Origin of the sequence: Citrobacter sp. RHBSTW-00599 (assembly GCF_013784065.1) — a bacterium.
Lineage (GTDB): Bacteria > Pseudomonadota > Gammaproteobacteria > Enterobacterales > Enterobacteriaceae > Citrobacter > Citrobacter braakii.
In genome coordinates this window covers 2486804-2510782 of the sequence record NZ_CP056717.1, presented here as the reverse complement: position 1 = coordinate 2510782, position 23979 = coordinate 2486804, and the positions used below count along the sequence as shown (strand labels likewise).

At 49.6% G+C, this 23979-nt stretch carries 21 protein-coding genes; 12 read left to right on the top strand and 9 right to left on the bottom strand.

All coding sequences use genetic code 11. The annotated features are described in order from the left end of the window. Positions 1 to 194: 194 nt before the first annotated feature. The 5 genes from nifJ to ttcA all read left to right on the top strand — a co-directional run bounded on the left by nifJ (position 195) and on the right by ttcA (position 7228). Positions 195 to 3719, top strand: coding sequence for a pyruvate:ferredoxin (flavodoxin) oxidoreductase (gene nifJ, locus HV243_RS12275; RefSeq protein ID WP_053389641.1), 3525 nt, complete (start codon positions 195 to 197; stop codon positions 3717 to 3719). 367 nt (positions 3720 to 4086) lie between these two features. After that, positions 4087 to 5220 (top strand): porin OmpC, encoded by a 1134-nt coding sequence (gene ompC, locus HV243_RS12270; RefSeq protein WP_016156616.1) that lies wholly within the window; start codon positions 4087 to 4089, stop codon positions 5218 to 5220. Between the two features lie 145 nt (positions 5221 to 5365). Continuing rightward, positions 5366 to 5578, top strand: coding sequence for a KTSC domain-containing protein (locus HV243_RS12265; protein WP_043016208.1), 213 nt, complete (start codon positions 5366 to 5368; stop codon positions 5576 to 5578). A gap of 81 nt (positions 5579 to 5659) precedes the next feature. Then, complete coding sequence (uspF, locus tag HV243_RS12260; RefSeq protein WP_016153190.1) at positions 5660 to 6094, top strand: universal stress protein UspF; 435 nt, start codon at positions 5660 to 5662, stop codon at positions 6092 to 6094. A gap of 198 nt (positions 6095 to 6292) precedes the next feature. Then, entirely contained in the window at positions 6293 to 7228 is a 936-nt protein-coding gene (gene ttcA / locus HV243_RS12255; RefSeq protein WP_016156617.1) for a tRNA 2-thiocytidine(32) synthetase TtcA, read from the top strand. Between the two features lie 49 nt (positions 7229 to 7277). Here ttcA and dbpA read toward each other — a convergent pair whose 3' ends face one another. The 4 genes from dbpA to HV243_RS12235 all read right to left on the bottom strand — a co-directional run bounded on the left by dbpA (position 7278) and on the right by HV243_RS12235 (position 11372). After that, entirely contained in the window at positions 7278 to 8651 is a 1374-nt protein-coding gene (dbpA, locus tag HV243_RS12250) for an ATP-dependent RNA helicase DbpA (protein ID WP_016156618.1), read from the bottom strand. A 28-nt stretch (positions 8652 to 8679) separates the two neighbouring features. Further along, positions 8680 to 8847, bottom strand: a complete 168-nt coding sequence (locus tag HV243_RS12245) for a hypothetical protein (protein ID WP_016153197.1) — start codon at positions 8845 to 8847, stop codon at positions 8680 to 8682. A gap of 275 nt (positions 8848 to 9122) precedes the next feature. Beyond that, positions 9123 to 10106 (bottom strand): zinc transporter ZntB, encoded by a 984-nt coding sequence (gene zntB, locus HV243_RS12240; protein WP_016153198.1) that lies wholly within the window; start codon positions 10104 to 10106, stop codon positions 9123 to 9125. Between the two features lie 156 nt (positions 10107 to 10262). Further along, on the bottom strand, positions 10263 to 11372 hold the full coding sequence (locus HV243_RS12235; RefSeq protein WP_049040722.1) for a methyl-accepting chemotaxis protein: 1110 nt from the start codon (positions 11370 to 11372) through the stop codon (positions 10263 to 10265). Between the two features lie 410 nt (positions 11373 to 11782). Between HV243_RS12235 and HV243_RS12230 the strand changes: the two genes are divergently transcribed. Continuing rightward, entirely contained in the window at positions 11783 to 13897 is a 2115-nt protein-coding gene (locus tag HV243_RS12230) for an EAL domain-containing protein (RefSeq protein WP_053388541.1), read from the top strand. A 67-nt stretch (positions 13898 to 13964) separates the two neighbouring features. Then, positions 13965 to 15197, top strand: coding sequence for a sensor domain-containing diguanylate cyclase (locus tag HV243_RS12225; protein WP_053388542.1), 1233 nt, complete (start codon positions 13965 to 13967; stop codon positions 15195 to 15197). A 12-nt stretch (positions 15198 to 15209) separates the two neighbouring features. Here the strand turns inward: HV243_RS12225 and smrA are convergent, their stop codons facing one another. Further along, the gene (gene smrA / locus HV243_RS12220) at positions 15210 to 15773 is read right to left on the bottom strand and encodes a DNA endonuclease SmrA (protein ID WP_053388543.1); all 564 of its coding nucleotides are present in this window, start codon (positions 15771 to 15773) and stop codon (positions 15210 to 15212) included. Positions 15774 to 15986: 213 nt separating this feature from the next. Here smrA and ogt point away from each other — a divergent pair, with 213 nt between their 5' ends. The 3 genes from ogt (at position 15987) to uspE (ending at position 18551) form a co-directional block, all read left to right on the top strand. Continuing rightward, a complete protein-coding gene (ogt, locus tag HV243_RS12215; protein ID WP_019076854.1) occupies positions 15987 to 16502 on the top strand; it encodes a methylated-DNA--[protein]-cysteine S-methyltransferase in 516 nt (171 codons plus the stop codon). Positions 16503 to 16696: 194 nt separating this feature from the next. Further along, positions 16697 to 17449, top strand: a complete 753-nt coding sequence (fnr, locus tag HV243_RS12210; protein WP_003020397.1) for a fumarate/nitrate reduction transcriptional regulator Fnr — start codon at positions 16697 to 16699, stop codon at positions 17447 to 17449. Between the two features lie 151 nt (positions 17450 to 17600). Beyond that, positions 17601 to 18551, top strand: a complete 951-nt coding sequence (gene uspE / locus HV243_RS12205; protein WP_016153204.1) for a universal stress protein UspE — start codon at positions 17601 to 17603, stop codon at positions 18549 to 18551. A 48-nt stretch (positions 18552 to 18599) separates the two neighbouring features. Here uspE and HV243_RS12200 read toward each other — a convergent pair whose 3' ends face one another. Then, complete coding sequence (locus HV243_RS12200; RefSeq protein ID WP_053388544.1) at positions 18600 to 18860, bottom strand: DUF2534 family protein; 261 nt, start codon at positions 18858 to 18860, stop codon at positions 18600 to 18602. A gap of 243 nt (positions 18861 to 19103) precedes the next feature. Between HV243_RS12200 and HV243_RS12195 the strand changes: the two genes are divergently transcribed. After that, positions 19104 to 20135 carry a mechanosensitive ion channel family protein gene (locus tag HV243_RS12195; RefSeq protein ID WP_016153205.1) on the top strand — a complete coding sequence of 344 codons (1032 nt, stop codon included), beginning with the start codon at positions 19104 to 19106 and terminating at the stop codon, positions 20133 to 20135. A gap of 201 nt (positions 20136 to 20336) precedes the next feature. Here the strand turns inward: HV243_RS12195 and HV243_RS12190 are convergent, their stop codons facing one another. Together HV243_RS12190 and HV243_RS12185 are read right to left on the bottom strand one after the other, a co-directional pair. Then, on the bottom strand, positions 20337 to 20744 hold the full coding sequence (locus HV243_RS12190) for a cupin domain-containing protein (protein ID WP_181604077.1): 408 nt from the start codon (positions 20742 to 20744) through the stop codon (positions 20337 to 20339). Positions 20745 to 20959: 215 nt separating this feature from the next. Next, positions 20960 to 21343: a VOC family protein gene (locus tag HV243_RS12185; protein WP_053388546.1), complete on the bottom strand. Its 384-nt coding sequence runs from the start codon at positions 21341 to 21343 to the stop codon at positions 20960 to 20962. A gap of 117 nt (positions 21344 to 21460) precedes the next feature. On the opposite strand from HV243_RS12185, the gene HV243_RS12180 reads away from it, so the two are divergent. Further along, positions 21461 to 22231, top strand: coding sequence for a DeoR/GlpR family DNA-binding transcription regulator (locus HV243_RS12180; RefSeq protein WP_053388547.1), 771 nt, complete (start codon positions 21461 to 21463; stop codon positions 22229 to 22231). Between the two features lie 107 nt (positions 22232 to 22338). Here HV243_RS12180 and mppA read toward each other — a convergent pair whose 3' ends face one another. Beyond that, positions 22339 to 23952 (bottom strand): murein tripeptide ABC transporter substrate-binding protein MppA, encoded by a 1614-nt coding sequence (gene mppA, locus HV243_RS12175; protein ID WP_053388548.1) that lies wholly within the window; start codon positions 23950 to 23952, stop codon positions 22339 to 22341. Positions 23953 to 23979 lie beyond the last annotated feature (27 nt).

Here is a 23979-nt window from a genome sequence, read left to right as displayed (position 1 = left end):
GCGCATTTATGCGCACTGTTTACATTTTCTGGCAATTTTTTGGCTGCTCCTTTGATCAAACCATTCATTCTGTTTATTCGGGGGACACAAAAGCGAAAATCTGTCTTTAGCGCTTTTGCTAAACTAAAAGGATAACTACAGGATTCGCCGCTGTTACGCGTGTCCCTTTTTTTGCGCAATGTAAGGGTGTCAGTATGATCACAATTGACGGTAATGGTGCGGTTGCTTCGGTCGCATTTCGTACCAGCGAGGTTATCGCCATCTACCCGATTACGCCCAGTTCGACGATGGCGGAACAGGCGGATGCCTGGGCCGGGAACGGGCTTAAAAACGTGTGGGGGGATACCCCTCGTGTCGTAGAAATGCAGTCGGAAGGCGGTGCGATAGCGACCGTTCACGGCGCGTTGCAGACCGGTGCGCTCTCTACGTCGTTTACTTCATCGCAGGGCCTGTTGCTGATGATCCCGACGCTGTACAAACTGGCCGGTCAGTTGACTCCGTTTGTGCTGCACGTTGCGGCACGTACGATTGCCACTCACGCATTATCCATCTTTGGCGATCATTCCGACGTGATGGCGGTGCGCCAAACGGGATGCGCAATGCTATGCGCCAGCAGCGTTCAGGAAGCTCAGGACTTTGCGCTAATTTCGCAAATGGCCACCCTGAAAAGCCGGGTCCCGTTTATTCATTTCTTTGATGGTTTTCGCACATCGCATGAAATTAATAAAATAGTGCCGCTGGCCGATGACACAATCCTCGGGCTGATGCCGCAGGCAGAAATCGATGCTCATCGCGCGCGCGCGCTCAACCCGGAGCATCCGGTTATTCGCGGTACGTCTGCGAACCCGGACACCTACTTCCAGTCACGCGAAGCAACAAACCCGTGGTACAACGCGGTTTACGATCACGTAGAACAGGCGATGAACGATTTCGCTGCTGCGACGGGCCGTCAGTACCAGCCATTTGAATACTACGGTCACCCGCAGGCAGAACGCGTCATTATTTTGATGGGCTCGGCGATTGGAACCAGTGAAGAAGTCGTCGAAGAGCTGCTGGCACGCGGCGAGAAAGTAGGCGTTCTGAAAGTGCGTCTGTTCCGCCCATTCTCTGCCAGACATTTACTGCGCGCCCTGCCGGAAACGGTACGGAGCATCGCCGTCCTGGATCGCACCAAAGAGCCCGGCGCGCAAGCTGAACCGTTGTATCTGGATGTAATGACCGCGCTGGCGGAAGCCTTTAACTGCGGCGAACGAGAAACGCTGCCGCGCGTGATTGGCGGGCGTTATGGACTTTCTTCTAAAGAGTTTGGCCCGGACTGCGTCATGGCGGTCTTTAATGAGCTGAATAGCGTGAAGCCGAAATCTCGCTTTACGGTCGGTATCTATGATGATGTCACCAACCTGTCGCTACCGTTACCGGAAAACACCCTGCCCGGTACCGCGAAGCTCGAGGCACTGTTTTACGGGCTGGGCAGTGACGGTAGCGTGTCGGCCACCAAAAACAACATCAAGATTATCGGTAACTCTACGCCGTGGTATGCGCAGGGTTATTTCGTCTATGACTCGAAAAAAGCAGGCGGTCTGACGGTTTCTCACCTGCGCGTTAGTGAACAACCTATTCGCTCAGCGTATCTGGTGTCGCAAGCCGATTTTGTTGGTTGTCACCAGTTGCAATTTATCGATAAGTATCAGATGGCTGAGCGCCTGAAACCTGGCGGTATATTCCTGCTTAATACCCCGTACAGTGTGGATGAAGTCTGGACACGTCTGCCGCAGGAAGTTCAGGCTGTTCTGAATCAGAAGAAAGCGCGTTTCTACGTGATTAATGCGGCCAAAATCGCCCGCGAGTGCGGTCTGGCTGCACGTATTAACACCGTTATGCAGATGGCGTTCTTCCATCTGACGCAAATCTTACCAGGCGACAGCGCTCTGGCTGAATTGCAGGGTGCGATTGCGAAAAGCTATAGCAGCAAAGGGCAGGATCTGGTTGAACGTAACTGGCAGGCGCTGGCCCTGGCGCGTGAATCCGTCGCCGAAGTGGCGCTTCAGCCAGTTGATCCACATAGCGCTAATCGCCCACCGGTGGTTTCTGATGCCGCACCTGATTTCGTGAAAACCGTCACCGCGGCAATGCTCGCCGGTCTGGGCGATGCCCTCCCCGTTTCAGCGCTGCCGCCAGACGGCACCTGGCCGATGGGCACCACGCGTTGGGAAAAACGCAATATCGCTGAAGAGATCCCCATCTGGAAAGAAGAGCTGTGTACCCAGTGTAACCACTGCGTAGCCGCCTGCCCGCACTCGGCTATCCGCGCCAAAGTGGTTTCACCAGAAGCGATGGAAAATGCCCCTGCCAGCCTGCATTCTCTGGATGTGAAATCACGCGATATGCGCGGTCAGAAATATGTCCTGCAGGTTGCGCCAGAGGATTGCACCGGGTGTAATCTGTGCGTCGAAGTATGCCCGGCGAAAGATCGCCAGAACCCGGAGATCAAGGCCATCAATATGATGTCGCGCCTTGAGCACGTGGAAGAAGAAAAAGTTAACTATGACTACTTCCTCAATCTGCCGGAAATCGATCGCACTAAACTGGAACGCATTGATATTCGTACCTCGCAGTTGATAACACCGCTGTTTGAGTACTCTGGGGCCTGCTCTGGCTGTGGTGAAACGCCGTATATCAAATTGCTTACGCAGTTGTACGGCGACCGCATGCTGATCGCCAATGCGACCGGCTGTTCATCAATTTATGGCGGTAACCTGCCCTCAACGCCTTATACCACCGACGCCAATGGTCGCGGGCCTGCGTGGGCAAACTCCCTGTTTGAGGATAACGCCGAGTTTGGGCTGGGCTTCCGCCTGACGGTGGATCAGCACCGTGTACGCGTCATGCGTTTAGTGGAACAGTTTGCCGATAACATTCCGGCTGAACTGAATGACGCCCTGCACGCTGAAGCTACGCCAGAGGTGCGCCGTGAGCAAGTTGCAGCACTGCGCCAGCACCTGAAAGATGTCGAAGGCGCACAGCAGTTGTTAACCGATGCCGATGCGCTGGTCGAGAAATCTATCTGGCTGATTGGCGGTGATGGCTGGGCTTACGATATTGGTTTTGGTGGCCTGGATCACGTCCTGAGCCTGACCGAGAACGTCAATATTCTGGTTCTGGATACCCAGTGTTACTCCAATACAGGCGGACAAGCGTCGAAAGCTACGCCGCTCGGGGCCGTCACTAAATTTGGTGAGCATGGCAAGCGCAAAGCTCGCAAAGATCTTGGCGTCAGTATGATGATGTACGGGCACGTGTATGTTGCACAAATCTCTCTGGGCGCGCAGTTGAACCAGACGGTGAAAGCTATCCAGGAAGCGGAGGCCTATCCAGGTCCGTCGCTGATTATCGCGTATAGCCCATGTGAAGAGCATGGTTACGATCTCGCACTAAGCCATGATCAGATGCGTCAGCTCACGGCAACCGGGTTCTGGCCGCTGTACCGCTTTGATCCACGTCGAGCAGATGAAGGTAAGCTGCCGCTGGCGCTGGACTCTCGCCCACCGTCTGACGCCCTGGCCGAAACATTGCTTAACGAGCAGCGCTTCCGTCGCCTGAACGCCCAACAGCCAGAAGTCGCAGAACAGCTCTGGAAAGACGCCGCAGCCGATCTGCAAAAACGCTACGACTTCCTTGCGCAGTTAGCTGGAAAAGCGGAAAAGAGCGGTACCGAGTAATGCGTTTTTCTCAGTATTAACCTGGAACTCAAAAAAAAAGCCCGAACGGTTGTTCGGGCTTGTCAATTTATTCGCTGGCTAATTAATAATAGCTATCAATACGTCAACGAAAAATAAAACGTGACAATAAAGGCATATAACACGCGCAGAATAGCCCAACACAATTCACTTGTATAATTTTTATTTTATATATTTACCACCAATACATTCACCATAATTATCATCATTTCCGTAGAATTATTTCTTTAAGGTTTTACTTAAGGCGTAACAATTCATATTTATCCCTTTACGGAACTTCTCCTTTAGCATGCTTTTACTCCCTACATGGGTAGTCACAGGTTAATAAAAAAACTAAAGGATTATTTCAATGAACAGAAAAGTACTGGCTCTCGTAATTCCTGCCCTGCTGGCTGCAGGCGCTGCTCACGCGGCTGAAGTTTATAATAAAGACGGCAACAAATTAGATCTCTATGGCAAAGTAGACGGCCTGCATTATTTCTCTGATGACGCTAACAGTGATGGCGATCAGACTTATATGCGTATGGGCTTCAAAGGCGAAACTCAGGTTAACGATATGATCACCGGTTATGGCCAGTGGGAATATCAGGTTCAGGCTAACGGCACCGAAGGTGATAAAGGCGACTCCTGGACTCGTCTGGCATTCGCAGGTATTAAAGTCGGCGACTACGGCTCATTCGACTACGGCCGTAACTACGGCGTAATGTACGACGTTGAAGGCTGGACCGATATGCTGCCGGAATTCGGTGGCGACTCTTACACCAAAGCAGACAACTTCATGACCGGTCGTGCGAACGGCGTGGCGACCTACCGTAATACCGACTTCTTTGGTCTGGTTGACGGTCTGAACGTGGCGTTGCAGTATCAGGGCGCGAACGAAAATCAGTCACCAGAGCAGGAAGGCACCAATAACGGTGGCGACGATCGTAACATGAAGAACTCCAACGGTGACGGCTTCGGTATCTCCTCGACCTACGATTTGGGTATGGGTGTAAGCTTCGGTGCAGCATATACCTCTTCTGACCGTACTAACGAGCAGGTTAACGATTCTACCGCGGGCGGTGATAAAGCTGACGCGTGGACAGTTGGTCTGAAATACGACGCGAACAACATCTACCTGGCAACCATGTACTCCGAAACCCGCAACATGACCCCTTATGGTGGCTCAAACGGTAGTGATAATACGATTGCCAACAAAACTCAGAACTTTGAAGTGACTGCGCAATACCAGTTCGACTTCGGTCTGCGTCCGGAAGTTTCTTTCCTGATGTCTAAAGGTAAGGATCTGGGTGTAAACGGATCTGATGGCGACCAGGATCTGGTGAAATACGCATCCGTTGGCGCTACTTACTACTTCAACAAAAACTTCTCCACCTACGTTGATTACAAAATCAACCTGCTGGATGAAGATAAAAACTTCTACAGCCAAAACGACATCTCTACCGATGACGTAGTAGCACTGGGTATGGTTTACCAGTTCTAATCCGTCAGCCCGCTGGCAACAGCGGGCTCTCTTTATGTTCTAACAATTCTGTTTTATCCAGATCAAAACATTATATCTGTTGCGCTAAAACACATCTCTGATAGATGATATCTTGCATTAAGACCTGTAGTAGAGGATACCTGCAATGAATCATCATCCTGTAAAATCATCCCGTATTGCATCCGTCGGCTATGACGAATCCTCCCGCACGCTAGAAATTCGCTTTCACCAGTTGGCTACTCTGCAATATCAGCATGTCCCTGCTCGTATTTTTCGTGATTTCCTGAGCGTCGTTTCTAAAGGTCGATTTTACGATGGAGTAATAAAAGGAAAGTTTCCTGAAATAAAAATAAAGTGATGCCAAAATGTGATCTTTGTCATTGTACATAAAGTGCCATTACGCGGTAAGCTTTGGGTGGATACTTAAACAGGAGGTTTTATGAACAGAACGATTCTTGTACCCATCGATATTTCAGACTCAGAATTAACTCAACGTGTTATTGCCCATGTTGAAGCAGAGGCAAAAATTGACGATGCACAGGTTCATTTTTTGACCGTAATTCCGTCACTGCCCTATTATGCTTCCTTGGGATTGGCCTACTCGGCAGAGTTACCGGCCATGGAAGATCTGAAAGCCGAAGCAAAATCTCAACTGGAAGAGATTATCAAGAAGTTCAATATCCCAACGGACAGAGTGCACGTTCATGTCACAGAAGGTGCGCCAAAAGATAAGATTCTGGAGATGGCCAAAAAATTACCGGCTGATATGGTCATTATTGCCTCACATCGACCTGACATCACCACCTACTTGCTGGGGTCTAACGCCGCAGCCGTGGTGCGTCATGCGGAGTGTTCGGTACTGGTAGTCCGCTAAGCTGTCTGGCCCGCACATCGCTGCGGGCTTTTTGTTTCTACCTCTTATACCCCACGATTCCTGTCCTAAATGTGCTGACATTTTTCCCGCTTATCCGTACCATACACGCCACAGTTTTTATATCAGACTTCTTTTGCCGGACTATCCGGCGTGATGCATACTCTTCTGATGCCACACTATGAATTGAGCCTCTATTAAATGTCGCAAAATCAAGATATTAGCAAGAAAGAACAATACAACCTGAACAAATTGCAAAAACGTCTGCGCCGTAACGTGGGCGAAGCGATTGCCGACTTCAATATGATCGAAGACGGCGATCGCATTATGGTGTGCCTTTCCGGGGGGAAAGACAGCTATACCATGCTGGAGATCCTGCGTAATTTGCAGCAAAGCGCCCCAATCAGTTTTTCCTTAGTTGCGGTTAACCTCGATCAGAAACAACCTGGCTTCCCGGAGCATATTCTGCCGGAATATCTGGAACAACTGGGCGTGGAGTATAAGATTGTCGAAGAAAACACCTACGGGATCGTCAAAGATAAAATCCCTGAAGGCAAAACGACCTGCTCGCTCTGTTCTCGCCTGCGTCGCGGCATTCTGTACCGCACGGCAACTGAGTTAGGCGCCACCAAGATTGCGCTCGGTCACCATCGCGACGACATCCTGCAAACGCTGTTTTTAAACATGTTCTACGGCGGGAAGATGAAAGGTATGCCGCCGAAGCTGATGAGCGATGACGGTAAACATATCGTTATCCGTCCGCTGGCTTACTGCCGTGAGAAAGATATCGAGCGTTTCTCCGAAGCGAAAGGTTTCCCGATTATTCCATGTAATCTGTGCGGCTCACAGCCTAACCTGCAGCGCCAGGTCATTGCCGATATGCTGCGCGACTGGGACAAACGCTATCCAGGGCGTATTGAAACCATGTTCAGCGCAATGCAGAACGTTGTACCTTCACATCTGAGCGATATCAATCTGTTCGATTTCAAAGGTATCAGGCACGGTTCAGAGGTTGTGGACGGCGGTGATTTAGCGTTCGATCGTGAAGAGATCCCGCTGCAGCCTGCGGGCTGGCAGCCAGAAGAAGATGATGCTCAACTGGATGAGCTGCGCCTGAACGTCGTGGAAGTGAAGTAAGTCGATAGTACCGGATAAGCGGAGCGCCATCAGGCGCTCCGACGAGTGGTTATTTCAATAACCGAACCCGGCAAGTCTTGCCTTTTATCTTACCGTTTTGCAATTGCTTCCATGCCTTATGCGCTACAGTCTGGCGAACAGCGACATAGACATGCGCCGGATGAACGGCAATTTTGCCGATATCGGCGCCTTCCAGACCAATATCACCGGTCAGCGCACCGAGAACATCGCCGGGACGCATTTTAGCCTTTTTACCGCCATCAATGCATAACGTCGCCATCTCAGCTTCCAGCGGCAGGATTGGGCCGTTAGCTGGAGCTGGCAGCCAGTTCAGCTTCAGTTGCAGCATTTCAGAAAGAATATTGGCCCGCTGCGCTTCTTCCGGTGCGCAGAAGCTAATCGCCAGACCACTGTTGCCGGCACGCGCGGTACGTCCGATACGATGGACGTGGACTTCCGGATCCCACGCCAGTTCGAAGTTAACCACCAGCTCAAGTGATTTAATATCCAGACCACGCGCGGCCACATCGGTAGCAACCAGAACGCGCGCGCTGCCGTTGGCAAAACGGACCAGCGTCTGATCGCGATCGCGCTGCTCAAGATCGCCATGCAGTGAGAGAGCGCTTTGCCCCGCCGCATTCAGTGCGTCACACACGGCCTGACAATCTTTTTTGGTATTACAAAAAACTACGCATGATGCAGGTTGATGCTGACTGAGCAATTTTTGCAGCAGCGCAATTTTGCCGTGGCTGGAAGTTTCGAAAAACTGCTGCTCAATCGCCGGCAGCGCGTCAACGGTATCAATTTCGATCGTTAATGGATTTTGTTGCACCCGGCCACTAATGGCGGCAATGGCTTCCGGCCAGGTCGCAGAAAACAGTAAGGTCTGACGCGAAGCCGGCGCAAAGCGAATGACATCATCAATCGCATCGCTAAAGCCCATATCCAGCATGCGATCGGCTTCATCCATCACCAGCGTATTCAGGGCATCCAGAGAAACAGTGCCTTTTTGCAGATGGTCGAGTAAACGCCCCGGCGTTGCGACAATAATATGTGGCGCATGCTGCAGGGAGTCACGCTGTGCGCCAAAGGGCTGCCCACCGCACAACGTTAAGATCTTGGTGTTAGGCAGAAAGCGCGCTAAGCGACGCAGCTCACCCGCCACCTGGTCAGCAAGCTCGCGCGTTGGGCACAGCACCAGGGACTGCGTCTGAAACAGCGCGACATCAACATGCTGTAATAATCCAAGACCAAAAGCCGCCGTTTTGCCACTGCCGGTTTTAGCCTGCACGCGAACATCTTTCCCCGCCAGAATTGCCGGTAACGCAGCAGCCTGAACAGGCGTCATTTCAAGATAACCCAGCTCGTTAAGATTCTCGAGTTGGGCAGCAGGTAAAACATTCAGGGTTGAAAAAGCGGTCACAATTTAATCTCGCGGTAAAAACTCACAATCAGCAGGCGCGTATCCTCGCAGATCTGCGCCCGCGATGCGACAATTTAATCGGCTCTTCATCCGGTGGGGGATCCGGCATTGGCTGCGGACGAGGTATGGGATCGGGAATGGGAACCGGGTCGGTCGGTAGCGAATCAGTGTGCGGCGTTGCAATCAGACAGTTCATATACCCCTCCAGTTATTCAGGTTGGCTCTTTTAGGGTAGACGCTGATTTCCTGCAGGCAAAAAAAAGCCGACTAATCTAAGTCGGCGTCGTACGAATCAATTGTGCTATGCAGTAATTCAAAAAAGGAAGTAAGACAATATGGAGCGCAACGCCCATCGCTTGACGTTGCATTCACCTGCGAGAGAGATATTGCCCCGAATAGGTAGATGGTTTATTGACTTCGCTCAAAAACCAGGACGTTTTCATGCGCAAAAGTCACTAAAAAACGTTGTTGTTACAACCATTTACTACGATGCAACCATAAAGTAACACCACCAATCAGGACCACTAACAGAATACAAAAAAGTGAGAAGCCAAACTGCCAGCCACCGCCAGGGATACCGCCGAGGTTAACGCCAAACAGCCCGGTTAAAAATGTGCTGGGAAGAAAAACCATTGCCATCAATGACATTGTATACGTTCGGCGAGCCAGAGACTCCTGCATAACCTGCGCAATTTCATCCGCCATAATACCGGTCCTGGCAATACAGGCATCTATTTCATCCAGCCCTCTCCCTAGCCTGTCAGCGATATCCTGCATCCGCCGCCGATGGTCGTCGGTCATCCAGGAAAAACGTTCGCTCGCCAGCCGGGAATAGACATCGCGCTGAGGCGCCATATAGCGGCGCATCACAATTAACTGCTTACGCAGCAATGCCAGGAAACCACGCGGCGGAATCTGCTGATCGAGCAGGTTATCTTCCAGATCGATAATCTTATCGTGCAGTTGTTCGATAAACTCACTGGCATGATCGGTTAGTGCATCGCAAACATCCACCAGCCAACTACCACAATCAGCCGCTCCCGTGCCTTCCTGGAGATCGCTGACCACATCATCCAGCGCCAATACTTTACGCTGACGCGTTGAGACAATCAGACGTTCATCCATATATAAGCGCATCGCAACCAGTTGGTCAGGTCGCTCGTCGGTGCTGCCGTTAATACAGCGCAGCGTAATCAACGTACCTTCCCCTACCCGACTTACGCGTGGGCGCGTGCTTTCACCCGCCAGCGCATCACGCACGTTATTGGGAAGTAAAGGCGTTGTCGCCAGCCATTGCGCGCTTTCAGGATGGGTATAATTAAGATGCAGCCAGCAGGGATGTTGACTGTCGATAACATCGTTATCTTCCAGTGGTTTCACCCCACCACGGCCATCCAACAGCCAGGCAAACACGGCATCCGGCACATTAACATCCGTTCCCTTAATGGCTTCCACAGCGCCTCCACAAACATTCAGCTTTTTTCGTTAGTCTAGCTGTCAGAATATGTTAAGCAATATCTCATTGTCCCATTGTGCTGAAATGATTCATAAAAAGTATCTGATAATAAGAAAAGCGCCGACGAATGCGGCGCTGGTTACGAGATGACCGTCTCAGGCCCGCTGGCGTCTCTCTGATTCAAGCGCATGACTTAAGCGAAATTTATGCGTTCGCGATTGAAGGTCAATCACCTGGTTTTTCAGGATACCTGATGAGTCAGAAAGCTCATCAACCATAATGGCATTACTTTGGGTGACGTTCTCCAGTTCGGCCAGAGCATGGGTAATTCTGATAATTCCTTTCTCCTGCTCCTGCGTAGTGGTTAATATCTCGCCCATCAGTTGGTTTAATTGCCCGGCTCCCCCGACAATATCATGCATGTTTTTCTCAGCTTCACGCACAATAGCAGCGCCTTGCTGAACATTTTGATGGGTTTGGGCAATCAGTTGCTTAATATTCTTAGCAGCATCTGCACTGCGGTGTGCAAGCATTCTTACCTCACCGGCCACCACGGAAAACCCTTTGCCATGTTCACCGGCCCTTGCAGCTTCCACAGCAGCATTCAATGCCAGAATATTGGTCTGGAATGCAATACCATCTATCAGCGTAATAATTTCTGTCATTTGCTGTGCGCATTCGGTGATTGAACGCATATTTGTCGCAACCTGCACCATTAATTCGCCACCCTGACGGGCGCATTGCGTGGCAATTGTTGCCTGGGCGCTGGCTATTTGCGTGTTATCAGCATTATTTCGCGTATTAACCGCTATTTCATCCATGTTGGCAGCCGTCTGCATTAATGCTCCGGATTGCTGTTCTGTTTTCACTGAAAGCTCGGCGCTGCGTTCCGCCAGCTGTTCAGAAAGCGCCATCGCCGTTTGCGAGGATGTTCTGATCTCATTAACGAGTGCTGAAATATTACTTGATAAACTATTGATGCCAGGAATTAGTCTACCCGCACAGTTATTACCAAATTCGGGAATACTGATTGCCAGATTCCCGGATGTTACTTCTTCAATGCTTCTTTTAACCGTATTAATCGGCATGACCAGATATTTCGTCATGTACCACCACAAACATAATATAGAAATAATGCTTACCGCATTAGTGCCAATAATAATTTCTGGGGTAGCCGAAAAAATCATTTCAACAACATTGAGCACAACCGCCGTAATGAGCAGAAATAAAATAATAAAGGTTCTGACGCTAATATCATTTAACATTTTAACCCTGTGCACCAAGAAATAACGTGGATGTTATTTTTATAGCATCTGCAATACAGATTTCCATTGCTCTGTGACGAAAGCTGAACTTTCAATGAGAGCCAACAGACCTTTTACTTAAGTCAATAAATTACACTGGCCATTCATAATAGTTCAGCACTTTATCCCGCCAATGGCGGTAATGTTCCCCACCATCAGATTATTGTGATGGCGAGCACGTGACGAGCATAAAACACACAGAAACATAGTTTTTATGAATGTTTATATAAGTAAAGGCTTGTCATTTTCAATATCTTGCCCTTCGCTCTAATACTCATTGTAAAAACACAAGAACATTCCTGGTTTTATCAGGTTAACTGGACAAAACCTGCTAGATTTATCATCACGGCTTTTTTTCGATAGGTAGTAAGATGTTGCACGTGTCGTGGGACCCTGTATTGATTGGGATTTCCTTTGTTGTCGCGTTTATTGCCTCCTTTATTGCCCTCGACAGTGCGGGTAAGGTAGCAATCTCCAGCAAACGTGAATCTACCTTCTGGCGGCTATCTGGCGGCGCTACGCTGGGTATGGGGATCTGGTCGATGCATTTTATCGGTATGCTGGCCATGAAAATGACTATGCCGATCAATTATCACCTATCACTCACCGCGTTTTCGTTCTTTATTGCGCTCATTTCTGCAACCCTCGCCATCAATATCGCTATTTCCGGTAATACGTTATCAACAAAACGACTGGTCATTGCCACCAGCATATTGAGTGCCGGCGTTGTCACGATGCACTACGTTGGCATGTATGCCATTATCGAACATGTGGCCATCTCATGGGATCGCTCGCTGATTTTTCTCTCTGTAATTATTGCCGTCGTTGCGTCTGGCGTAGGTTTATGGCTGGCCTTCCATTTACGCCAAAACACCCGTCGCGTGCTGATTAACCGACTTATTGCTGCCCTTATTATGGCGCTGGCAATTGCTTCTATGCATTACACCGGTATGGGAGCGGCAACGTTCACCCATTTTGGACACACTGCGCACGATGGGCTCAGTACGCTGGAACTCTCTGTCTGGGTCTGCGCCGTCACGCTGATTATTTTGGGTATCATGCTGGTCGTCTCGATGGTGGATTCACAACTGCGCACTTCCCGACTGGCTGACAACCTGCATCAGTTGAACTGCCAGCTTGAACATCAGGTCCACTTCGACGCGCTGACCGGACTAGCTAATCGAACGCAAATAGATACCCGCTTACAGGCCTGCCTGCGGCATTCCAAATTGCATCAACAGCATTTCGCGTTGGTATTTATCGACCTCGATCGTTTTAAAGTCGTTAACGATACCTGGGGGCATCACATCGGCGATCAACTGCTGATTGCCAGTACACAGCGTATCTACAGTTGCCTTGATGATTCAATGACGCTGGCAAGACTGGGGGGAGATGAATTTATCCTGCTGGTTCCAGACTGCAACCAGCAGGCTATCTCCGCCTTGCTTGCGCAAATTTCAGATGCGATCGGTGACCCCTTTACCTTATTCGGTCATACCATTCGGGTTTCGTTAAGTGCGGGGAGCAGTATTTATCCCGAACATGGCTCGACACTGCATGAGCTAAAAGTGAAGGCCGATATGGCGATGTATCATGTCAAACAGGCGGGCAGAAACGGCTGGGCTATTTATAGTCCCCAGATGGAAGCTATCGCTGATACGCCGCCGACATTTCTACAGGAACTTTCACAAGCGCTTGAACGCAACCAGTTTGAGCTATGGTATCAGCCTAAATATACCGCCGGAGATCATTCCCTGACTGGTTTTGAAGCGTTATTACGCTGGCATCATCCGGAGCGCGGCATGCTGCTACCGGCTGAATTTCTGCCTGCGCTGGAAGAAACGGGCCTGATTATTCCCGTCGGCAGATGGGTTATCCAACAGGCATGTTTGCAGTTGCATCAGTGGACATTACAAGGGAATACAGAATGGACGCTCGCCGTTAACCTCTCCCCCGCCCAGTTTGAACAGCATGATATTATTGATGTTGTTTGCAACGCCCTGGCGCAATACCAACTTTCACCTGCCTGTCTCACGCTGGAGCTCACGGAGAGCACTGCACTTAAAAATTTAAAACGCAGTATTGAAATCCTGAATGCTTTCTCTGCTTTGGGGATCACCGTTTCTATTGATGATTTCGGCACTGGTTATTCAAATATACTGATGTTGAAGTCACTTCCGGCACGGGAATTAAAAATCGACAGGATATTTGTCAAAGATATTAGCGAGAACAGTAAAAATACAAAAATTGTGTCTACCATTATTGACATAGCTCACTCCATGAATATGCGCGTGGTGGCTGAAGGAATAGAAACCCAGGAGCAGGAATTACTTCTTACCCAGATGGGATGTAGCATGCTGCAAGGTTTCCTGTTTGCAAAACCGCTGCCAGCGCATAAGATTCATGAACTGATCCAATCAGAAAACAGCATCAAACAAAAGCCAGTCGTACAACCCTTGTCTCACCGACAATCAATAACTTTGTGAGACTGTAATATCTAAAATATTCGCCATTAAACGGGCAACACAGCAGATAAAGATAACGGGATTATCGATGAGCACAACCGAGCTGCATTCACTGGATTTGTTAACCTTTCCGGTGTGGATTGTTTCGCCACAAACCGAAGAACTGGTGTTCGCTAATATCGTTGCACGTGAGTTAATGCAGGATCTCTGTTTTTCCCCACTGCGCAAGGGCATATTCTCAACGCATTCTCAAAATGATTTAACCATGTATCTCAGTGACTTGAGCAATCATCATCACGTTGTTGAGATCCTCACGGTTTACCGCGATGGTGAGGAAATCGCGTTGGCCAGCCGCCTGTCCATTAAATCTCTGCCGGGCGTGGGGGATGTTATCCTTTTCGAAGGCATTGAAACGCCTACTGCGCAAGGTCTGAAAGCCAGCCGTTCAGCAACTTATCAACGAAAAAAACAGGGCTTTTATGCGCGTTTTTTCCAGACCAACTCCGCGCCAATGTTACTGATTGATCCGTCCCGCGATGGCCTGATCGTTGATGCAAACCTCAGTGCCCTGAATTTTTATGGTTACAACCTTGATGTGATGTGCCAGAAACATACCTGGGAGATCAACATGCTGGGCCGCCATATATTGCCGGTGATGCATGAAATCGCCCATCTGCCCGGCGGCCATAAGCCTTTGCACTTTGTCCATAAACTGGCAGACGGCACCTCACGTCATGTACAAACCTACGCCGGACCGATTGAAATTTACGGTAATAAACTCATGTTGTGCATTATTCATGACATTACCGAACAAAAACGGCTGGAACAGGAGCTTGAGCATGCCGCTCTGCGTGACCCTTTAACGGGATTACTTAATCGCCGACATTTTTATCAGGTAACCGAGCCGGAGCAGACGCATGCGGTATCATTGACGCAGGACTACAGTCTGTTGTTGATCGACATCGATCGTTTTAAAAGCATTAACGATCTCTTCGGTCATTTAAAAGGCGATGAAGTGCTTTGTGCTCTGGCCCGCACACTGGAATCCTGTGCACGAAAAGACGATCTTATTTTTCGCTGGGGTGGTGAAGAATTTGTGCTGCTGCTGCCGCGAACCTCGCTGGATGCCGCCCTCAATCTTGCAGAAGTGATCCGCGCGACGGTAGCCAAGGTTACTCTCCCTGGTCTTCCCCGCTTTACCGTCAGCATTGGCGTTGCGCGGCACGAAACGAACGAAAGTATTGATGAATTATTCAAACGCGTGGACGACGCGTTGTACAAAGCCAAGCACGAAGGCAGGAACAGAGTATTGGCCGCCTGATGAATACGTTGATCAGCGGCTGCGCTTAGCGTGACGCTCCCAGTTTTCCTGTTTTGCCTGCGCGGTTTTACGTAATGCAACATAGCATGCCCCGCTGCCGCCGTGATGCGGCAAAGCGGCGCAGTAGGCCTGGACGTCATCAAATTCTGTCAGCCAGCGCGCCACATAGCTGCGAACAATATTGGCATGAGCGTTATCGTCACGCCCCTTACCGTGTATCACTAGCACATTACGTAATCCATCTTGCTGTGCCTGCAGAATAAAACTGAATAGCATCTGGCGGCATGTTTCTACGGGCTGGCGGATGAGATTAAGGCTCGCCTGCTGCGGATATCTTCCGGTTCGCAGTTTGTCAGTCACGCCGTGCTGTAACCCTTCGCGACGAAACTCCAGCGGCTCGTTCAACGGGATAATATCGAGAAACCCCGTCGTGAGAAAGTTATCCAGTTGAAGCGTATCGATACGCGCCGGAGTGCGGATATTACGCGTTGGCTGCCAGTGTACATCGGCGCAGCCCTTCAGTGGTTGGACATCCCCCATAGCATCCAGAAACAGCGAAGCATCATCAAGATTCATGTTTCTTCCTCCAGCGAATTACGACGAGCATTATCATAACCGCGCACTATTATACCGACAACGGTTTACGATTATTTCCAATAATTCACCCGGCTCGCTCCGCTGAAAAGATCTACTCACGACATACAGATATCCGTTTTTAGGGGTATAGCTGCAACTGTTGCTGGCGTGATAATGTGTAACCTCGCCTGAACGCTGTAATGAGAGAAACGGATGCTGAACTTACTGGAAGATACCATCGACACGCCGCTGGGCCCGCTGTGGGTTATTTGTGATGAGCAATTTCGCCTGCGCGCGGTGGAATGGGATCAGCACCGCGATCGCATGGAACAATTGCTGGATATTCATTACCGCACAGAAGGTTATCAGCGTATTACAGCCAAAAACCCTGGCGGATTAAGCGATAAACTGTCGGAGTATTTTGCCGGGAATCTCAGCATTATTGACACGCTGGAAACGGCAACGGCTGGCACGCCTTTCCAGCGTGAAGTCTGGCAAGCATTACGCACTATCCCGTGTGGGCAAGTCATGCACTATGGTCAACTGGCCGAACAGTTAGGGCGCCCCTGTGCAGCAAGAGCCGTCGGTGCGGCCAATGGCGCCAACCCGGTAAGCATTGTGGTCCCCTGCCATCGCGTCATTGGGCGTAACGGCACCATGACTGGATATGCTGGCGGCGTGCAGCGAAAAGAGTGGTTATTGCGTCACGAAGGTTATTTGCTACTCTAGATTCCAGGCAATTAATGCCTTATTCGTCACACTTTCGTATAATGTGACCACAAATTTAATGCGGTTAATCAAGGAGTTACAAACATTCATTCCGGTTATACCTGAATTATTCTCTATTGGGAGTAGCTCAGGCTTACGTGCTCACCAAAAAGATGTTAAAATTGACAAATATCAATTACGGCTTGAGCAGACCTATGATCCCGGAAAAGCGAATTATACGGCGCATTCAGTCTGGCGGTTGTGCTATCCATTGCCAGGATTGCAGCATCAGCCAGCTTTGCATCCCGTTCACACTTAACGAGCATGAGCTTGACCAGCTCGATAACATCATCGAGCGCAAAAAGCCTATCCAAAAGGGGCAAACGCTCTTTAAAGCAGGTGATGAACTTAAATCACTCTACGCTATCCGCTCCGGAACGATTAAAAGCTATACCATTACCGAACAAGGCGATGAGCAAATTACCGGCTTCCATCTGGCGGGTGATCTGGTCGGTTTTGACGCGATTGGCAGCGGACATCACCCGAGCTTTGCCCAGGCGCTGGAAACCTCAATGGTTTGCGAAATTCCTTTCGAAACCCTTGATGACCTGTCCGGAAAAATGCCGAATCTGCGTCAGCAGATGATGCGTCTGATGAGTGGCGAAATCAAAGGCGACCAGGATATGATCCTGCTGTTGTCGAAGAAAAATGCAGAAGAGCGCCTGGCGGCCTTTATCTACAACTTGTCTCGCCGCTTTGCCCAGCGCGGATTCTCGCCTCGTGAGTTCCGCCTGACCATGACCCGCGGCGACATCGGTAACTACCTGGGCCTGACGGTTGAAACCATCAGCCGCCTGTTGGGTCGTTTCCAGAAAAGCGGTATGCTGGCAGTGAAAGGCAAGTACATAACTATTGAGAATAGCGACGCGCTGGCAGTTCTTGCTGGCCACACGCGTAACGTTGCGTAATCTTTCCGCAAGCATTTCTGTTATCCTTCTGTCAAATCGCTAAATTTTCCCGATTTATTGATCTGGCAGGAGGTTCTCCCCTGTTTCAATCCACATTATTGGGTTACTCTTTTAATTACAAACTGCGATGACAGTTGTAAGGAGACCCTGTATGGCTATGTATAAAAATATGCTGGTCGTCATCGATCCAAACCAGGACGATCAACCAGCATTACGGCGAGCTGTTTATTTGCATCAACGGATTGGTGGCAAAATTAAAGCCTTTTTGCCAATCTATGACTTTTCCTACGAGATGACTACCCTGCTGTCGCCCGATGAGCGTACGGCAATGCGTCAGGGGGTCATCAGCCAGCGAACAGCATGGATCCGTGAACAAGCAAAATACTACATCGAAGCAGGGATCCCTCTTGAAATAAAAGTGGTATGGCACAACCGTCCCTTTGAAGCCATCATCCAGGAAGTCATTAGCGCTCAGCATGACCTGGTCCTCAAAATGGCACACCAACACGACCGCCTCGAAGCCGTAATTTTCACCCCTACCGACTGGCATTTATTGCGCAAATGTCCAAGCCCGGTATGGATGGTTAAAGACCAGCCATGGCCTGAAGAGGGTAAAGCGCTGGTTGCCGTGAACCTCGCCAGTGAAGAGCCTTATCACAACGCTCTCAATGAAAAACTGGTCAAAGAGACGCTGCAACTAGCAGAACAGGTTAACCATACTGAAGTGCATCTGGTTGGCGCCTACCCTGTTACGCCAATCAATATCGCAATTGAACTACCTGAGTTTGACCCCAGCGTTTATAACGACGCGATCCGTGGACAGCATCTGCTGGCCATGAAGGCGTTGCGCCAGAAATTCAGTATCGATGAGAAAGTGACGCACGTTGAAAAAGGATTGCCTGAAGAGGTCATTCCTGATTTAGCCGAGCACTTGCAGGCGGGTATTGTGGTACTGGGTACCGTCGGTCGTACCGGTATTTCTGCCGCGTTCCTTGGTAACACCGCTGAACAGGTTATCGATCACCTACGCTGCGACCTGCTGGTCATCAAGCCGGATGAATATCAGACGCCAGTTGAACTGGATGATGAAGAAGACGATTAACCACACAACTCAATGCCGGATGGCGATCTCATCCGGCATAACAAACGCTTAGTGTTGCGCTTCGCCGCCGAGGAAATAGATTCCCAGCGGGATAGCCAACAGAATCGTAAACACCATGCTGTAGACACAAATCATTGCCGATTGAATGGCGTACATTGAAGCGGTCCAGTCGGATAGCGGAATGTCATACTGTTCAATCACACCACCGATCGTCGCTCGCGTCACGACCGACGCTGCGATAATAAACACCCCAAGCAGGCACAACAGAAACTTCCGTCCCTTCGCTGTCTTCAGCTTAGCCATGATCATAGTACTGTCCTTTTGCAGATGAAAACCTTGTTACTTTGCGCTAACAATACCATGACATCAACTGACTGTCTGCTACATAAACCGCTTTCAGGGTGGATACCAGCGCTATTTCGCCGAAAATAGCGCTAATTGCATTATATATCTCCCCTATGGATTAATGATCTGACCGCCAGAACTGAGTAAAATATTCGAGGATTAGGATATCAGAAGATATTTCACTACCACGGAGCTGTTGGAAGAATCATGATCGCTGAACTGTTTATAAATAATGCGTTTAATTTGACGGTAATTCTCAGCTGCTGTGCCGCGCTGGTTCTGATGAGCGTCTGGTATCATCGTGGAGAGCGTCGCTGCAAAGGATTCATATTTCATGCCGCGCAATTTCTTGTCTATGCCATTATCATCGGGACGTTAGGCAGTATTGCTAATAACGTTATCGAAAATTACAGCCTGAAATTTATCTCCTCCAGCGTGGTCGACTTTATCTGCACCTCGTTGATTGCGCTGATCCTTACCATCAAACTTTTTCTGGTAATTAATCAGTTTGAAAAGACGCAGATTAATAAAGGCAGAGATATCACCAGCGCGAGGATCCTGTCGCGAATCATCAAGATTACCATCGTGGTTGCCATCATTTTGCTGTATGGCGAACATTTCGGTATGAGCTTATCCGGCCTGTTAACCTTCGGCGGCATCGGCGGTATCGCTGTAGGTATGGCAGGCAAAGACATTCTGAGCAACTTTTTCTCAGGGATTATGCTCTACTTCGACAGACCCTTTAGCATCGGCGACTGGATCCGCTCCCCGGACCGCAATATTGAAGGTACAGTTACGGAAATCGGCTGGCGAATGACCAAAATAAACACCTTCGATCATCGTCCGTTATATGTCCCGAACTCGATTTTCTCCTCTATCAGCGTAGAAAACCCAGGAAGGATGACGAATCGCCGCATCAAAACGGTGATCGGGTTACGATATGAAGATGCTGATAAAGTCAGTGCCGTTGTCGAGTCGGTCAGAGAAATGCTGCAAAACCATCCGGGAATAGACCAGAAACAAACCCTGCTGGTTTATTTTAATGAATTCGCCGATTCATCGCTGAATATCATGGTGTATTGCTTCACGAAAACCACCGTGTGGCAGGAATGGCTTGCGGTACAGCAGGACGTTTATTTAAAGATTATTTCGATAGTCAAGGCACACGACGCCGACTTTGCGTTCCCCAGCCAGACGCTGTATATGGATAATCCTGAAGTATCGCCATCGACACACTAACAAAAGAAAAGGCGCGGAAATCCGCGTCTTTTTTCTGCACTTATTTCAATGAGGCAATATCAATGACAAAGCAGTACCAGCGTCAGCGTTGGAATATACGGATTCAGGTCATGTAGATACGGGACTGTATCAATAATCAGCTCAAACTGATTCACTTCGGGCATCGGATTCCTTACCTGCAGAACGCGTGCCCCGCACAGCTCAGGGAAGCAGGTTGTACTCAGCGTCGCTTACCGGTTCAAGCCACTCGTTCGATGCGCCAGCTACCGGGATTTCCACAGCGATATGGGCAAACCAGCTATCACGCGCGGCGCCGTGCCAGTGTTTCATTCCCGCCGGGATGTGTACGACATCACCAGTTTTCAGTTCACGCGCCGGTTGATTCCACGCCTGATACCAGCCTCTGCCGCCGGTCACCAGCAAGATTTGTCCCCCTTGATGATGGATATGCCAGAAGTTACGACAACCCGGCTCAAATGCTACGTTACCAATGACCACGCCTTCCATGGAGAGCATGGTCAGATAGCTGTCGCCAGTGAAATATTTCGCATACGCTTCATTTTTCTCTCCGCGAGGAAAGACACTGTTACCATCAAATTGTTGATTCATAATCTCCGCGCCGGCGCTGGAGACGGTATTCCGTTGATTTTGCATTTCGACTCTCCAAAACGGTGGCAGCACGCGCCACCGATGCTGAAAACTATAAAAATTATAGAGACTCGACAGGCGGGTGATTAGAGGTGAAAAGAAGGACAACCTTATGAATCATGCTCATCAATAGTCGGTAACAGGTACAACGTTTCTACTGAAGATGGCGTGAAGCCTTAGGCCACAATTTCAATCAAGTTGCCGTCAGGATCGCGTATCACCGCTTCGTAATAGCCATCACCGGTGGTGCGCGGACCAGAAACTAATATCCCCTGTTCTTTTGCACGCATCGCCATGGTATCAACGTTTTCACTGCCGCCAACTGAAATGGCGAGATGCACCCAGCCTGAGGTGTTATTGTCGGGAGCATGTTTTGTCAGTCCAGGCTTAGTCATTAACTCAATCGCGATATCCTCACCAATTTTGACAAAATAGGATTCAAATCCTGGATTGGATTTACTGCAGTATTTTTCGTTGATCTTTGCGTCAAAAAACGTGACCCAGAATTGAGCTTGTTGCTCAAGATCCCGTGTCCATAACGCCACATGCGCAACCTTCATAGCTAACCTCTTCTTGTTGTATCCAAACAATAGGTTCCCTAAAGGGATGTTGACATCGTGAACCATAATGCACAATTATGCTTGTTATTGCTCGATGTTTATTTCACTGGAGTATTGATGCTCGATTACGCAGCATTCCCTGAACAGCGCCAGGCGCTTATCTATCAGATCTTGCAGGAAAACGGCAGAGTCATCTGTTCCGAACTCGCCAGCAGGTTAGGCGTTTCGGAACATACAATCCGCCGCGATCTGCATGAACTGAGTAAAGATGGCGTGTGTAAAAAAGTCTATGGCGGCGCGGTCATTGCACTCCCTGAATCCGAAGACATCACCGTGCGCAAGAGTATTAATGTGGCGAAAAAGAGCAATATCGCGCAGAGATGCGCCCGGATGGTCAAATCCGGAAGCTGCATTTTTATCGACACAGGCAGTACTAATCTGGCGATGGCTGAAGCCCTACCCGCCGAGCTGGCGTTAACCGTGGTAACAAATTCCCCGGAGATTGCCGCCGTTTTACTAAAAAAACCACTGTTTGATGTCATTATGCTGGGCGGCACGGTGCAACGATCTTCTGGAGGGTGTGTGGGTGCCACCGCTATCTCGCAGGTGCAGGGCATTTTATTCGATCAGGGATTTATTGGCGGCTGCGCGATGTCGCCAGAATCCGGCTTAACCGGATTTGATTACGCGGATTGTGAGTTCAAAAAAGCGGTGATCAACCAGTGTAATGAAACTATTGTCGCGCTGACGGCTGAAAAGATCCCGGCCGTCGCCCGTTATGTTGTTACCGAAAGCAGCAATATCGATGTAATTGTCGTCGAGGAAAATATCAGCAAAGAGTATGCCACGGCGTTTCAGGCGCACGACATTCGTATTTATACAGTGTAACCCATTCTATTGGGTGATACTTTTCCATTGCTTTTATGAGCCACCTTCTCCACAGCCTTGTCTGTTCGGGAAATCGCCAATGCAACGTCCCGAACATGCCAGCGATATCAGTGCTTCACAATATACATTGTACGACTATAAGCCACATCTTCAGGGTTAGTAATCGGATACCCTTTCAGCCACGGTTTAATTAAACGCCCGTTGGTGTACTGATAAATCGGCGCAATGGGAGCCTGTTCCATCAGAATGTTCTCCGCAGCGTTATAATCAGCATTGCGTGCTTTCTGCGTATTCTCCAGGGTTGCCTGGGTCAACACTTTATCGTACGCCGGATTATTAAAGCGGGAGATATTGCCCGTATGGGTTGATGTTAATAGCGACAGGAACGTAGATGGCTCATTGTAATCGCCCACCCACGAGGCGCGGATCACATCAAAATTACCGGTATTGCGGCTATCGATATAAGTTTTCCACTCCTGGTTTTGCAGTTTCACGTCAACGCCGAGATTTTTCTTCCACATAGACGCGACAGCAATAGCAATCTTCTGATGATTTTCAGAGGTGTTATACAGAAGCGTCAGTTTAAGTGGTTTCTGTGGACCATAGCCCGCCGCACGCAGCAGCGTTTTCGCCTGAGCGTTCAGCTCTTCCTGACTCATTTGCTCAAACGGTGAAGGTTCCGGCACAAACCCTGCCGTTACATCCGGCGTAAAATGCCATGCGGGCTTTTCGCCGGTACCCAGAACTTTCTCCGCCATCAGGCGACGATCGATAGTCATGCTGAGCGCCAGGCGCACGCGTGAGTCGGCAGTCGGTCCCTTCTGGGTATTAAAGGCATAGTAGTAAGTGCCAAGCTGCGGCGGGGTATAAACCTGGCCCGGGATGTCCTTCAACAGTTTCTGATACATGTTTTTCGGGAACGACTCGGTAATATCGATATCACCAGCAAGATAGCGCTTGGTCGCTGCCGATTCCTGGTTAATAGGCAGGAAGGTGACTTTTTGCAGCACCGTTTTGGCGTTGTCCCAATAATGCGTGTTCGGCACAACGTCCAGTTTTTCGTTCACCACGCGATCTTTGAGCACATAAGCGCCGTTACCAATTAGATTGCCTGGTTTGGTCCAATCTTTACCGCTCTCAACGTTAGCTTTTTTTACCGGATAGAAAGCAAAACTCGCCGTCAGATTAGCAAACCAGGGCAGCGGTTTATCCAGTTGGACCTTCAATGTACGCGCATCGATCGCGCTAACGCCGAGCTTATCTGGCGAGGCTTTTCCATCGATGATCGCCTGTGCGTTGTTAATACCCGCCAGCGCAGCAAACCAGGCAAACGGCGACAGCGTTTTCGGGTCAACCAGACGCTGCCAGCTATAGACAAAATCCTGCGCCGTTACCGGCGTACCATCTGCCCATTGCGCATTATCGCGCAGCGTAAACGTCCAGATACGGTTATCGTTGCTTTTCCACTGAGTGGCAACACCGGGCACAATCTCGCCCTTCTCATTCTGGTTGACCAGCCCTTCAAATAAATCACGAATAACCTGAATTTCAGGAAGCCCGACGGCCTTTGCCGGATCCAATGACGCCGGTTCGTCTTTGATATGACGCACCAGTTCTTGTTTTTCTGCCAGTACCGTTCCGCTGGGAACATCAGCAGCCCAGGATAATGAAATGCTGCTTACCAATAGCGCACAACAGGTTACTGAAACAGAATGCTGCATAAAATACCCTCAATTCCGGCTACTAAG